Here is a 13,069-nt window from a genome sequence, read left to right as displayed (position 1 = left end):
GAGTGACGGGTCCGATGGCCAGATGCTCAGGACACAGCTGTGCGTTCACTGAGTACGGATGATTATTCGTCCGTGAGTTTTCCCTGCCAGAAGATTATCCGCTGCCCCGATCGCGTCTGAGAGAGAACATTCACTGACGACGCTTTCTAACTCCTTCGCGTCAATCAGTTCGGCCAGCCGACACCAGGCTTCCTGGCGTTCCTTGCGCGGGCAGGATGTGCTGTCGATTCCGAGCAGGCTGACACCGCGCAGGATGAAAGGGGCAACGGTGAGCGGAAGATCCATTCCGCCCGCAAGACCACATGCTGCGACCGCGCCGCGAGGCTGAACTGCCGCGCAGACAGAGGCCAGAATCTGACCTCCAACAACATCGACCGCACCGGCCCATACAGCTTTTTCAAGCGGTTTCCCTTTATGGGAGAAAGTCTCACGTCCAATAACTTCCGCAGCCCCCAGGCTTTTCAGATAGTCCGTTTCAGACGGGCGACCCGTAACGGCAACGACCGTATATCCCAGTCGGGAGAGCAGCATCACGGCGATACTTCCGACACCACCGGACGCACCTGTAACCAGGATCGGCCCCTTATCCGGACTGACTCCCGCCCGCTCCAGCGCCGTGACACACAGCATTGCTGTATATCCGGCTGTGCCAACGATCATAGCTTCACGCGTTGTAAAGGCCAGCGGAATCGGGGTCAGCCATTCACCTTTGACACGGGCGTGCTGAGCGAGACCGCCCCAGTGCTTCTCACCGACACCCCAGCCATTAAGAAGCACCCTGTCACCGGGTTTAAAATACCGGGATTTTGATTCAAGCACTTCGCCGGCAAAATCGACACCGGGAATCATCGGGAAAGATTTCACGATCGGCCCTTTGCCGGTAATAGCCAGAGCATCTTTATAATTGATCGTGGACCATTCGACACCGACAAGCACGTCTCCGTCCGGAAGCATCGTGTCATCAATCTGTCGGATTGACGTCGTCTGCGTCTCTCCGTTTTTCTCAATCATCAATGCATCGAACATCTGCCAGCTTTCCTTCACAATGCCCCGGAATTGCAGTTTTCGGGACGGTTCTGGTTTGTGACGATCCAGACTGTTCTGCCTCAAATACGTCCGTCATTTTATCGGGCTATGAACGCCTGACCCGTTCCACAGATGCATATGTGGACGTGATCCGAAATCCCGGCGCCTATTACGGATTCTGGTCTGTTCTTCTTAGCGAGCGCGCTGACACCGACGTCTCATTATATTAAGCAGAGTTGCAAGGGCAGGTTTTTTTATGAATGCAGAATAACCCCTGAGGCGACAGACACTACGCCTGTTTTATCCGGAGAGGTAAGAGTTCAATGACCATCAAACGTCTGCTGCCTGAAGAACGGCTCAGCGGTGCATCGATCTGTAATAATATCGTCTATCTGGCGGGTCAGGTAGCCGATGATACAACTCTGGATGCTGAAGGACAGACAAAGGATATTCTGAGACAGATTGACGCGTTGCTGACTGAAGCCGGAACGAGCAAGAGCAATCTGCTTTCAGTGCAGATTTTTCTGGCGGATATCGCCGATATGGCAGCGATGAACCGGGCCTGGGATGCCTGGCTGGATACGGCCAATATGCCTGCCCGCGCGACGGTTGAGGCAAAGCTGGCAGATCCGGCATGGAAGGTGGAAATCACCGGGATTGCGGCGATCCGCTAAAATCTGCCACCCGCTTCTGTACGGGGGAAGACCCGTCAGAGGAAATCCTCCGCGTGACGTACAGCACAATAACTCAACTGATCTTTCTGTTGGCATTTGTATATTTTGTAAATATAGATGTAGCGGCTTTTCGGGGCTTTGCCCCGAACCCCACAAAGGGACACGGTCCCTTTGATCCCGGTTTGGTAAAACATAAAGAAAGTAAGTCCCGCCCCTTTCCCGGTGCAGGGCAGAATTCTGCCGCGATTCTGTTCGCAAAATACATAAACACTTTTTATTGCTCCGGCCTTCCGGCCGAACACCATCGTTTCCGGTGTCAGCCTCGCCCACGCAGACGCGCAAGCCTACGGCGGACAGGAAGAGCCGTTCGCCAGAACCAGTAAACTGGCGTCAGCAGCCGCTTATGCCATGTCGCGACAATACGGATCTGGTCGATATCACCCAGAGCGACATGCATCAGATCCAGCATATGCTGCTGCCGTCGAAGGAGTTCATGAATTTGTCCATCGAACTGCGACGAGGACGGCCCATCACTCATTACCCTGATTTCGCCGAGTGAGGTTTTAAGCTGATGCCGCAGATCCTCCATTCTCCTGCTCATATCATCAACAGGATCAAGAATTGCCTTCAGCACCACAGAAAGATTCGGATCCGCTCTGAAAGCCTCACGAAGCATTCTGTTCCGAAGACGTGTTTCTCCGAGTGTCGCCTGGTCATGGGCGGCCCGAGATTCAGCAGGCGCGCTTTCCCCGCCCGGAATATGATGAGTCGCCAGTGGCTCGGGGATGACCCCGATATCGCCAACAGCTATCAGTCTCAGAATGAAATTCCGGTCCCCGGTATCGGGCAGGAGCCCATCAGGAAAATTAGCATCCTCAAGAGCCGCGCGACGAAACAGGAAGCATATCGCCGGGAAGGAAAGTCCTTTGATTGCGGAAATATAATCGAGCACACCATACTCGCGTCGCACGCGGGACCTGCCGGTCTCGCGCACCATCATACCGTTACGGACCTCTCTGACCACAAAACCGTCAGTCACAACGCCAGAAAATCCGTCATTGCCAGATGCGCTGAGAAACCGCTCCGTCTCCCTAAGAAAACTGACGTCCCACGTTTCTCCGTCGCCATGCATGGCAATAAACTTTTCGCGGACAGACTGCAGCGTATCACTGGCAGCTTTTGCCGGTGACATCATTTCATCAAGATGAATGACGCTCAGCCGATCGCCAAAAATCGGATGATACATCCGCAGCATATCTTCAAGCGCCTCTCTGTCACCACCATTATTCACCAGATAAAGATGCCAGGCTGTGAATGTCTGCAGCAAAACACTGCCAAACGCCCGAGGCAGAACAGGCGTGGCGCCGTGCGTGCACATAATACATAATAATCGCGACATCCGCGATATGAACGTCTGCTGTCGCAAGGTCAGCGGAAGACGGGGGTGTCATGATATTCATGTAAACTGCCTGAGTGTACGGGAATCATAGTACCCGCACTGCCGTCGGATATCATTCGCCAGAAGCTCGCGTTTCTCCGGGTTTCCGCAACGACGGAGTGCGGCGAGCGCCGAACCTACGGCCCATTCACGACGCCACAGTTCCAGATGTGATCCGATTACCGCGCCAGATTGTAATTCCGGAATAAGAGTCGCGACATGGGCATGCGCCAGATCAGGCGAATGACGAATGGAACCCAGCACAGTGAGTTCGTCGGTCGTTGGTGAGAGTGACAAACGACTGATCGCCGCTTCACCCCCAGCGAGAGTGAGATCTTCCCCGGTCAGCCCGAGAGGATGCGTCCCGGAGAAAATCCGCTCCATTGCGTGCAGTGTTGCCTGCTGAAACGGGGCAATCAGTTCCTTGTACTGACACACGTCCGGACAACGTTCAGCCAGAACAGGTTGCATACGGCCATCTCTCCAGTCATAGCCGAGAGTAGTCCCTTCCGGAGAAGAAAGTGCATTTTCGAGAGTCGCAACCGCATTGAACAGGCCATAAAGATGCTCGGTCTGCATATAATCGTTGCTGAATGCCCCTTCCAGCCAACCAGCCCGTATACGGTTCGACTGCGCCGCCTGTCTGAGACCAACATACAGGCCATATAACATCGGCGAATGACCACCTTCACGCAGGATATCAGCAATGGAAGCCTGCATCGATGCATGCCAGCCGATATCGACGATCCCCGGACGACCCTCATGCAGGCCTTCCTGCCGGAAATAGCACAGCGCGTTTGTCATGGATTGTCTGAGATGGGCACAAACGATCCGGGCATGTCGCTGCAGGCAGGCCTGAACTTCAGCTGAATCCGTTTCACCGCAAATCGTAGCGTCCAGAGAACCGAATACGCTGATCGCATCCTCGACAAGTGGCGGCAGGTCCAGAAGGCCACCACGATTCAGCACGTTTCTCAGAGTCTCTTGCCGCGGCACATGCCCCAGAACCGCCAGAGCATGGTCACTCAGACAATCCGGACGACATCCCGTTGTAAGCGCACCAAGATTGACGGAACGTCGCGAAACATACAGATAGCTGGATGGAATTCCGGTTTTTTTGTCCAGATCCAGAGCTTTCCATGCCTGCCAGAGCAGCCAGCCGTCCCGGGCGCAGAAATAAAGATGCGTCAGTCCGAGATCCTGTGCCCGTCGGGCCAGCCAGCGCATAAAACTGCCGACAACCATGGCTCCCCATGAGGCCCCGAGCGTACTCATGGTCCGCGTCGCAGTTGCCTCACCCCGAACGGTTGCTGTCCGCAGCACAGAATCCCGCGTGACACAGGAATAAGGAAGCACCTCCGGAGTCAGCGGACCGCCTCTCCGGATATCAGAACGGGCGCGAGGGAAGACGAGCGCTTTCAGCCCTGCCTGTTGCGGCGTGATGACATCGCTCCACTCATTATCACCAATATGCAGAATACGGGCATCCGGACCGAACAGCGCCTGAACTGCAGACCATTGCCTTCCGTCCGCTTTACTGCATCCGGTCTCGGACGAAACAAGCAGAGGCTGAGTGCCGTCATAACCTGCTGACAGAAGCAGAGTCCGGATCATGTCAGCCGACAGATACATATCTGACACAAAGGCGACCCGGATACCCTGCCCGGTGCAGATACGGACTGCTTCCACGATTTCCGGAACGGCAAAGCATGTCAGACGCTCCGCCTCCAGTTCCGCTTCAATCATTTCGCTCTGGAAAAATTTATAATCCGGACGATCAAGCACAATGGCGGTGATAATCTCACAGAGCGTAACTTCAGCCCGGTTCTCACGCTGTGCAATCTCGCGTGCTTTCCGCTCTCCGGCCTCTCGCCGAACCGCATAGCCCGAAAAGGCAGAACCGTATTTCTGAGTCAAGGTCGCCTCTGCAATTGCAAAGACGTCCACTGGCGCATCGACAATACGGGTCAGGGCCGTATCAAACACATCAAACGTAACAGCGGTCACATCCACGAGCCAGGACCGAAATCCAGCCAGCCACACTTCGTCCATCGACCATCCATCAATGATCGAACCGCGTATTTTTTCGTACAAAATCATAAAGTTAGCTGGCACAAACAGTCACATCCACGTCACAGACAGATACAATAACCAGACAGCCCATCAAATATCCAGACATCTTGTGAATAACCAGTCGCGTTCCGGCTCGACAACTCCCGCAACAGTTCCGGTAAATGACGTAACAATTGTTATTCACCCGTCAGGGTCATGATCAGGAGAATAATGGATCAGCGGCGAGATACAGCCAAAAGAGCTTATCTATGAACGACATACCTGAGATTTTCAGATACGAACTTTCAACATATGACGTGTTGTTCATATACGAAATTTGCATATATTGATCATCCGTACGTATTATCCCCATGCAGAAACCGGGAGAGGATGACGAATGGGGAATATTACGGGGCTTCTCGCCGACGCAGGCATCTTTGTTCTTCTGCCATGGCTCCTCTGGCAGATGATGCACAGAACAATACCTATTGTCGTCCTGCCTATACTACTTGGTATTCTCCTTGCCGTTACACATGCTCCGGTCTCAGAATTGGGTATTCCCTCTTTTTACGGCAACGACATCGGGTGGGTCGCTGTTCTCGTCCTCGCTTTCACCGCTGGTCTTGAAATGTGGCAACACCCGGGTCAGGACGAAAATGATGCCGACGCATTCACGTCACCCTCCCTGGGACGTCTCCTGGGGGGTGCCGCCATTGCATTGGGAGGCCCGTTCTGCGTCGGATCTCTTCTCGTCTGGTGGTTTTTTCTGCCATTGCATGGATGGCAGGCTCCGCATGCTACCCCTATCATCGCCGCCGCATCCATCGGCCTTTGCATCGCCGTCAGCGCACTGCCTGTCCTCATCGGAATCGTAAGAGAACTCAAACCAGCTGAGCGCCCTGTCGGACAAATTGCGCTCAAGCTCGCGGTCATCGACGACGCAGCCCTATGGGTCGGTCTCGCAATTCTTCAGTTCGCAGCGCGCGGTTCAGCAGCCCTGCACGGATGGACAGGACTTGAGGTCCTCGCCATCGCCCTGCTCGTGGGTCTGGCCGCCGCAGGAAGCTGGGCGTCCCGCCATTTCAGGCATCCTCCGCTCTGGGTGATCTGGGCTGCTGTCCCCGTATATCTGGCGGCAGGATCCTGGGCGAGCATGCAACTGGGACTTCACGAACTGATCGGAGCCTATTTTGCCGGAGCAATCATGCCTCCGAGCTGGGTTCGAAGGTTACCCGTAGAATGGGTAGGTACATTCGCGCTTATCTGGCTCGCACCGATGTTCTTTGGTCATAGTGGTCTTAATATCAACGGTGATGCCCTGACCTGGCCTTCCGTCGTCGCTTCGCTGATGCTCGTCGTTATCTCCGTTATCGCCAAAATGGCCGCAGTCTGGCTGTTTCCTCCGGCGGCAGGTCTTGGCAGCCGTCAGGCTCTGAGCATCGGTGCACTGCTACAATGTAAAGGTCTGATGGAAATTGTTGCGGCAACAATTCTGCACGGGCAGGGCATGCTTTCAGAATTCGCTTTTGCATCTCTCATGGTGCTTGCGGTTATCTCAACGACACTGACGGGGCCATTATTCCGCCTTTTTACGGCGGTCAGAACTGGGAGCCGATAAAACAGTAATTATGAACAAAGAAAGCATAAATGCAGATTTAATGATGTATTTTCGTAATTAACATAAATATAATAAATAAATTACAGAACTTATTTTATATAAATTTGTAATTATTTTAAATTTATCAAATAATATACTATATTTATATGTAAAAAAATCACAAATAATTTATGTTCTATATTATTCCATAAGAGCGCATCGGTGGTATCTGGTGCGCCTATACCTTACATATCTGCAATACAGATCGCAGCAAGCGTTATCTTCCGGTTCAAAGAATCAGTCCTGAGCCTAAAGGGAGGTATGCGATGAGCACGCCCGAGACCACAAATCCCGAGCCATTGCTGTTTGATGCTGCGGACATTGACCGTGTTCATGAGGTGTCGTGATCTTTGTCTGCTCTTGGCAGGCTGGTCTCCTAGGCCGGCATCGGACTGCAGCACGCGCCGGACGATCAGCGCCCCTAAGGCGCCCGTGATGACATCGGCCTGCCTCTTGAGTGGCTGGCCGCCCAGATCGAGCGTCAGTGCGCCGTCATTGATGAGGCGGTGTGACATGGCGAATCTGAAAAGATCTGAGATCGGCGCCCTCAGCCCGGATGAGTGGAAAGCCGTCATGGAAATGCGAAGCCTGTCCTGTCTCCTGCATGACGCACGCATGATCGCGGGCGTGTTCGAACAGATCATCCGGCTTGCGGACAATGCAAACCCGGAGATTTCAGCCGGTCCGGCGCTTAACTGGCTGGCGTGCCGTCTGTCTGACCGTCTGGAATGGATGGCGAAGCTGCCGGAGGCGCAGGCATGCTCCCGATCGAGCGCGCTGGCCGCCGCATCCGGGCTCTCGTACGCGACCGCGTGGCGGAGGAGGCAAACGCCGACATTACCCAGCCCGAACGGGCACTTGTCTGGAACAGGATCGGGGCGATTACCCGCAGGATGATGTCTGAACGGGACCAAGCGGCGACATTACCGGCCCGGAAACTGTCGGATCTCAAACATAAAGCACGGCTTGTCCTGGATCACCTGGACGAAGGCGCCGGGGATGATCCGATGCCGATCGGCCTTTGCCGCAGCGTGCTGGCAATGAAGGGAGCGCGATAATGGGGCACCCTCGCAGCAACCAGAGGGGAGAGAGTGTATGAGAAGAGAATTCACACTCAGTACGGGGCCGGCGGAAATGGACCGTTCTGCGGGGTCCGCAGGATATTCAGCAAGATTTCGGGACTCTGGAAAATCCTGATAACTTATTGCATTTTAAGGAGAAATTTGGCGCACCCGAAAGGACTCGAACCTCTAACCCCCAGATTCGTAGTCTGGTGCTCTATCCAGTTGAGCTACGGGTGCGCTGCGAGGGGCGTTCTAGCTGAGGGAACCTCACTTGGCAAGTCGCTATCTCGTCCCTTTTGAAAAGAAAATATCGGCGATATCTTCTTTCCGAAGATACTTTTCCTTATCAACAGAAATCACAGTCGCACATCTCTCAGAGATGTCCGGATCGCCGATACGATCTCATCAATATCATCCCGTCGCGCGATAAGCGCGGGACTCAGACAGAGAGTATTATTAAAACCAGGCAAAGACCGGTTCGTCATCCCAATCAGAACCCCTTGCTTCCGGCACCCACCGACAATTTCCTTCATACTCACTTCAGAGACGGGCTCTTTCGTCGTCCGATCCGTTACCAGTTCAGCACCCCAGAATAAGCCCTTCCCACGAACCTGGCCAATAACTGGGAACTCGTCTTGAAGGATAGAAAGTTGCTCTCCCAGATAGGCTCCCATCTCAACCGTGTTTCCGAGAAGCCCCTCATCCTCAATTATCCGTAGATTTTCGATCGCTGCAGCAGGGCCAGCTGTGCAGCCGCCAAAAGTTGAAATATCCCGAAAAAAGGACATCGGATCATCCGGGGCCATCTTAAATTTTTCGAAAACTGCCTCTGTTGTGACAGTACAGGAAATTGCCGCATATCCCGAGGCAACACCCTTAGCCATCGTTACGAAATCAGGCTGAATGCCATAATTCTGGTATCCGAACCAAGTGCCCGTACGCCCGATGCCGCATACAACTTCATCAATGTGCAGCAGAATATCGTATTTTCGGCAAAGCGCCTGAACGTTTTTCCAATATCCTTCTGGTGGAACCACAACGCCACCACCCGCCGTAATAGGCTCAAGACACAGCGCACCAATCGTGTCAGGCCCTTCTCTCAGAATAACTTCTTCAATCTGCCGGGCTGCAACCTCTCCAAACGGAGCATCCGTTCCGTCCGCCCTGCGGTACTCCAGACAATGCGGAACCTCGACAAATCCATCAGGATATGGGCCATACGCTTCCGCGCGTTGCGCCTGCCCACAGGCAGCCAGCACACCAATTGTCGTACCGTGATAATCCCGATCCCTGAAGAGGATTTTGCCCTTTCGGCCACCATGATGCTGAGCCGATATCTGACGCACCATCTTGAAAACTTTTTCATTCGCCTCAGAACCGGAGTTAGAATAATAAACGCGGCTGAAGCCCGGCATCTTCTCCAGCAATTTCTGAGCAAAAACTGCACCAGGGACAGTGCCACCACTTCCGGCAAAATAATTCAGTTTGACAAGCTGTTCACGAACAGCATCCGCGATCGACTCACGCCCATAACCGACATTAACGGTCCAGACGCCCCCAGACAGAGCATCAAGATACTCATTTCCAGCCGCATCCCAGAGACGCAACCCTTTCCCCTCAACCATAACGGTTGGATTCGTCGTCTCATAAATCTTGTGTTGCGACATGTGATGCCACACATGTGCGCGATCCGCTGCAACGGCGATATCCCAGTTTTCAGGCCAGTTGGTCTGCATCGCGAAAAATATTCCTCTAAAGCCTGCGGCACAGGTAATGTTTTCCCGGGCCGCAATCCGGAATTACTGCGTTATCATTGGTCAGTCTGACCTGTCACACTACGCGAAATAATCCGGAAGTTACGATATTATAATGACAGCACGCGGACGGCATAGAAGTCCATGCCCGGACTCGATTTCGCTCTGTTCGTTCTATCATCCACTGCAAATCATCTGATTTTATCCGCAGGAGGCTGTCGATATCACAAACCCAGATGAATCCGACCCAGAACACGGCCAATGATTTTCAGGTCAGCATCTACGCCACTTCCGGCCCAGGCAACAGAAGATGACGGCACGTCGAAAGACCGGAATGCGCTGTTATCGCTGGAAATAGTGAAAGATTCAGGACTTCTTATTAGGAGACGTTTGACGATGAACATGTCCTGCATCGTCATAACATATACATCCTCACGCAGTGTCTCGAGTGTCGGGTCAACAAAGATCGTATCGCCATTTTCGATGGACGGACGCATGCTGTCGCCGCTCACTCTCACCATAAAGACGTTATTATTCCAGACGCCAATTACAGATCGGAGAAAATAATCAGAAAAAAAGACAAACTCGCACCCCTCCCACTGGTCAACCATACTGCCCACACCAGCCTGGGGTTCAGCATGAAAATACCGGATCGACCTCATCTCTTCTGCAACAGATGTCATCGCGGTGGCAGTTACAGCATTGCCATCCATCTTCTCCCGGCCTGTCGCCAGCCAGTCCAGTGAAACATCACAGGCGTCCGCGAGCGCAATCATCGGCCCGACCCGCATCTCCCTGCCGGCGATATAATTATTCAATGTTCCCAGAGGAATATTAGCTCGTGCTGCAACCCGGCTGTTTCCCCCCGCGGCCTGCACAATTACCCTGAGCCGTTCAGAGCGTTTCCTAACCTCGGTATCATTATCATCATCTGGAGCTGCTTCGAGTGGTGGTCGTGGATGTCTACCCATCTCTCAACAGCCTTTGTTCACTTTTTAAGATTTCTATTTTAAAATTATTATACGGGAAACAAGATGACAATCCTCAAATGAGGGTTTTATATGAATATCCTCCTCCTAAGCGACTAGCAATGGTGAACCACCTTTAGCATTGATTCATGTCTTCAAAGAGAAGCGGACGCGCGTAATCACCCGGCCTTCTTTCGAGGGTCGGGACACGCGTAAGCGACTGATAAGACGCGGGAACATCTGCGTCAGCAGTCGATGATGAGTGAATTATGCTGGAAGTGGTTGCGGGGGAAGACAACCAACGATACTTGCGATTGGTAGACTGCGAGATCCCCCGCCTCGCCGCATGACAGTGCGAACATGCCAGCGTGCATGAACATATCCAACTAGAATCCTTGTCATAGGCAATCCGCCTCATATACAATCCCATATCATGGTCAATATATGGGGCACTCCATCATGTCTGAGACCACATTCCTCGCCGACGCCTTCGATCCGTCAGGGCTGATCGCGGCAGAACGGCTGAGCAATATGTTACACATCACAAGGAGTGAACTGGCCACCACTCTGGGCCTGTCACGTGACGCCGTCTCCAAAAGCGCCCGCCTCGGCCGTCCCGCCACCCAGGCGAGGCTGCGCGACATGGTCGAGATCCTCAATCGCGTCCGGCCTTGGGCGGGCTCAGCCCAACAGGCTTTCGCATGGTACCGGTCACAGCCCCTGCCCTCCTTCGGTGATCAGACTGCCGAGGCGCTCGTCCGTGAGGGACGCGCCAATGCCGTCCGACGCTACCTGGATCGGATTGCCACCGGCGGCTACGCGTGAGGTTCACCGGACGGGTATTCCGGGCTCATAATCCACGCTGGTCTTTCACCCCATTATCAGGCGACGGTGCGACGCTTCATGGAGGCCGGTTCAACCCGGTCGGCACACCTGCCCTTTACACATCACTTCGGATGGAGACGGCCTGGCTCGAAGCCCAGCAGGGTTTTCCATTCAAGCCGCAACCTTTGACCGTCTGTGCCTATGATGTCGATAGCGAACCCGTCCTCGATCTGACCGATCTATCCAGTCTTAATGATCTGGGCTTCTCCCCCGCCACCTTGGCCTGTTCCTGGGAAGACCTTGCTGACCAAGGCAAGACGCCGCCTTCATGGAAACTGGCAAGGGCACTCAGAGCCGACGGAGCGGCGGGCATCATCGTGCCGAGCTTTGCCCCTGGAGCAACAGAAAACGACAGAAACCTCGTCTTCTGGGCATGGTCAGACAGTCCGCCCTCCCGCGTAACCGTCATTGATGATGAGAGGCGACTGCCCACAACTGCAGCGTCATGGGCGTAAGCTGACTGGAGAGTGAAATGACAAAATGGCGGCTTTCGGGCGAACCGATGCCGAAAGGTGCCACAACCAAATGCTCCGCTTTCCGGAAAAAAAGATCGAGTTTCGAGAATCGACGCCGACGCCTGGCCAACCCTTTATGCGGCCCTGCTTGCTCGAAGCGTCTTCTTGAACAGTTCGAAGGCCGTCGTCCCCTGCCGATCGGGGTAATAGAGGTGGTAGCCTGCGAAAGGCTCGCACCACGGCTCCAGCAGGCGGATGAGGTGGCCATCGGCTATCGGCGCCGCCACCAGATCCTCCAGAATGTAAAGGATGCCAAACCCCTCAAGGGCGGCGGCCACCAGCAGATCGGCGTCGTTGAACACCGGCCCGCGGCCCGGCGTGACCGTTACCGCACGACCGTCGCGCTCGAACGACCAGGGAGACAGCTCGCCATGCGCGTTGCGGTAGGCGACACAACGATGCGCCGTGAGGTCGGCGGGCTCCATCGGCCTCGGATGGTTGCTTAAATAGCCGGGAGCGGCCACCACCGCGACGCGAAGCGGAGGCCCGACCGCCAGCGCGATCATGTCCTTCTCCAGTCGCTCGCCGAGCCGGATGCCCGCATCGTAGCGGCCCGCCACGACGTCGGTCAGCCCGTCCTCCACGCACACCTCCACCTCGATGCCGGGGTGCAGGCGCATGAAGGTTGGGAGCATCGGCCACAGCACGGTGTCCGCGGCGTGTTTGCCCGTCGTGATCCGGACGGTGCCGATCGCTGCCCCGCGTGTCTGCGACAGCGTCTCGATCTCGTCGTCCAACTCGGCCAGTGCTGGCGAGAGGGTAGCGAGCAGGCGCTCGCCGGCCGCGGTCGGGGCGACGCTGCGTGTCGTGCGGGAGAGCAGGCGAAAACCGAGCTGGCCCTCGAGCCGCTTCATGGTCTGACTCAACGACGACTGCGTAACGCCGAGCCGCCTCGCGGCACGCGTGAAGCTGCGGTCGGAGGCGATCGCAACGAAGACGGCGAGGTCGCCAAGCTGATCCGGGCGCATTGATAATCTCTGCTACTAGGGCCCATTATTGATTAGGCGCTTATCTCGATCCATTAACATGACTACTT

The 13,069-nt window shown here is 54.7% G+C and carries 12 protein-coding genes and 1 tRNA gene; 5 read left to right on the top strand and 8 right to left on the bottom strand.

Features of this window, described 5'->3' with window-relative positions; all coding sequences use genetic code 11:
• Positions 1–45: 45 nt before the first annotated feature.
• Positions 46–1,026, bottom strand: coding sequence for an acrylyl-CoA reductase (NADPH) (acuI, locus tag GOB93_RS04325; RefSeq protein ID WP_173582270.1), 981 nt, complete (start codon positions 1,024–1,026; stop codon positions 46–48).
• Between the two features lie 323 nt (positions 1,027–1,349).
• On the opposite strand from acuI, the gene GOB93_RS04320 reads away from it, so the two are divergent.
• Positions 1,350–1,700, top strand: a complete 351-nt coding sequence (locus GOB93_RS04320) for a RidA family protein (protein ID WP_173582269.1) — start codon at positions 1,350–1,352, stop codon at positions 1,698–1,700.
• A 316-nt stretch (positions 1,701–2,016) separates the two neighbouring features.
• On the opposite strand, the gene GOB93_RS04315 is transcribed toward GOB93_RS04320, so the two are convergent.
• Positions 2,017–3,099, bottom strand: a complete 1,083-nt coding sequence (locus GOB93_RS04315; protein WP_173582268.1) for a glycosyltransferase — start codon at positions 3,097–3,099, stop codon at positions 2,017–2,019.
• A 57-nt stretch (positions 3,100–3,156) separates the two neighbouring features.
• Positions 3,157–5,238, bottom strand: a complete 2,082-nt coding sequence (locus tag GOB93_RS04310) for an HAD-IA family hydrolase (protein WP_173582267.1) — start codon at positions 5,236–5,238, stop codon at positions 3,157–3,159.
• A gap of 349 nt (positions 5,239–5,587) precedes the next feature.
• On the opposite strand from GOB93_RS04310, the gene GOB93_RS04305 reads away from it, so the two are divergent.
• Positions 5,588–6,808: a cation:proton antiporter gene (locus GOB93_RS04305; RefSeq protein ID WP_173582266.1), complete on the top strand. Its 1,221-nt coding sequence runs from the start codon at positions 5,588–5,590 to the stop codon at positions 6,806–6,808.
• Between the two features lie 224 nt (positions 6,809–7,032).
• Here GOB93_RS04305 and GOB93_RS04300 read toward each other — a convergent pair whose 3' ends face one another.
• Complete coding sequence (locus GOB93_RS04300; protein ID WP_206752608.1) at positions 7,033–7,422, bottom strand: hypothetical protein; 390 nt, start codon at positions 7,420–7,422, stop codon at positions 7,033–7,035.
• A 153-nt stretch (positions 7,423–7,575) separates the two neighbouring features.
• Between GOB93_RS04300 and GOB93_RS04295 the strand changes: the two genes are divergently transcribed.
• The gene (locus GOB93_RS04295) at positions 7,576–7,905 is read left to right on the top strand and encodes a hypothetical protein (RefSeq protein WP_242010534.1); all 330 of its coding nucleotides are present in this window, start codon (positions 7,576–7,578) and stop codon (positions 7,903–7,905) included.
• A gap of 166 nt (positions 7,906–8,071) precedes the next feature.
• Here the strand turns inward: GOB93_RS04295 and GOB93_RS04290 are convergent.
• The 3 genes from GOB93_RS04290 to GOB93_RS04280 form a co-directional block, all read right to left on the bottom strand.
• Positions 8,072–8,148 (bottom strand) — tRNA-Arg (locus GOB93_RS04290).
• A 119-nt stretch (positions 8,149–8,267) separates the two neighbouring features.
• Complete coding sequence (locus GOB93_RS04285; protein WP_173582264.1) at positions 8,268–9,647, bottom strand: aminotransferase family protein; 1,380 nt, start codon at positions 9,645–9,647, stop codon at positions 8,268–8,270.
• A gap of 242 nt (positions 9,648–9,889) precedes the next feature.
• Positions 9,890–10,636 (bottom strand): LexA family transcriptional regulator, encoded by a 747-nt coding sequence (locus GOB93_RS04280; RefSeq protein ID WP_173582263.1) that lies wholly within the window; start codon positions 10,634–10,636, stop codon positions 9,890–9,892.
• Between the two features lie 456 nt (positions 10,637–11,092).
• On the opposite strand from GOB93_RS04280, the gene GOB93_RS04275 reads away from it, so the two are divergent.
• Together GOB93_RS04275 and GOB93_RS04270 are read left to right on the top strand one after the other, a co-directional pair.
• Positions 11,093–11,458 carry an antitoxin Xre/MbcA/ParS toxin-binding domain-containing protein gene (locus GOB93_RS04275; protein ID WP_029329702.1) on the top strand — a complete coding sequence of 122 codons (366 nt, stop codon included), beginning with the start codon at positions 11,093–11,095 and terminating at the stop codon, positions 11,456–11,458.
• The gene (locus GOB93_RS04270) at positions 11,455–11,973 is read left to right on the top strand and encodes an RES family NAD+ phosphorylase (protein ID WP_010516056.1); all 519 of its coding nucleotides are present in this window, start codon (positions 11,455–11,457) and stop codon (positions 11,971–11,973) included. Before GOB93_RS04275 ends, GOB93_RS04270 begins: the two co-directional genes overlap by 4 nt.
• A 134-nt stretch (positions 11,974–12,107) precedes the next feature.
• Here the strand turns inward: GOB93_RS04270 and GOB93_RS04265 are convergent, their stop codons facing one another.
• Entirely contained in the window at positions 12,108–13,001 is an 894-nt protein-coding gene (locus GOB93_RS04265; RefSeq protein WP_053323614.1) for a LysR family transcriptional regulator, read from the bottom strand.
• Positions 13,002–13,069: the final 68 nt, after the last annotated feature.

It is taken from the genome of Acetobacter musti (assembly GCF_011516835.1).
Taxonomy (GTDB): domain Bacteria; phylum Pseudomonadota; class Alphaproteobacteria; order Acetobacterales; family Acetobacteraceae; genus Acetobacter; species Acetobacter musti.
Note: the sequence above shows the minus strand (reverse complement) of the source record. Positions and strands in the feature narration are given on the sequence as shown.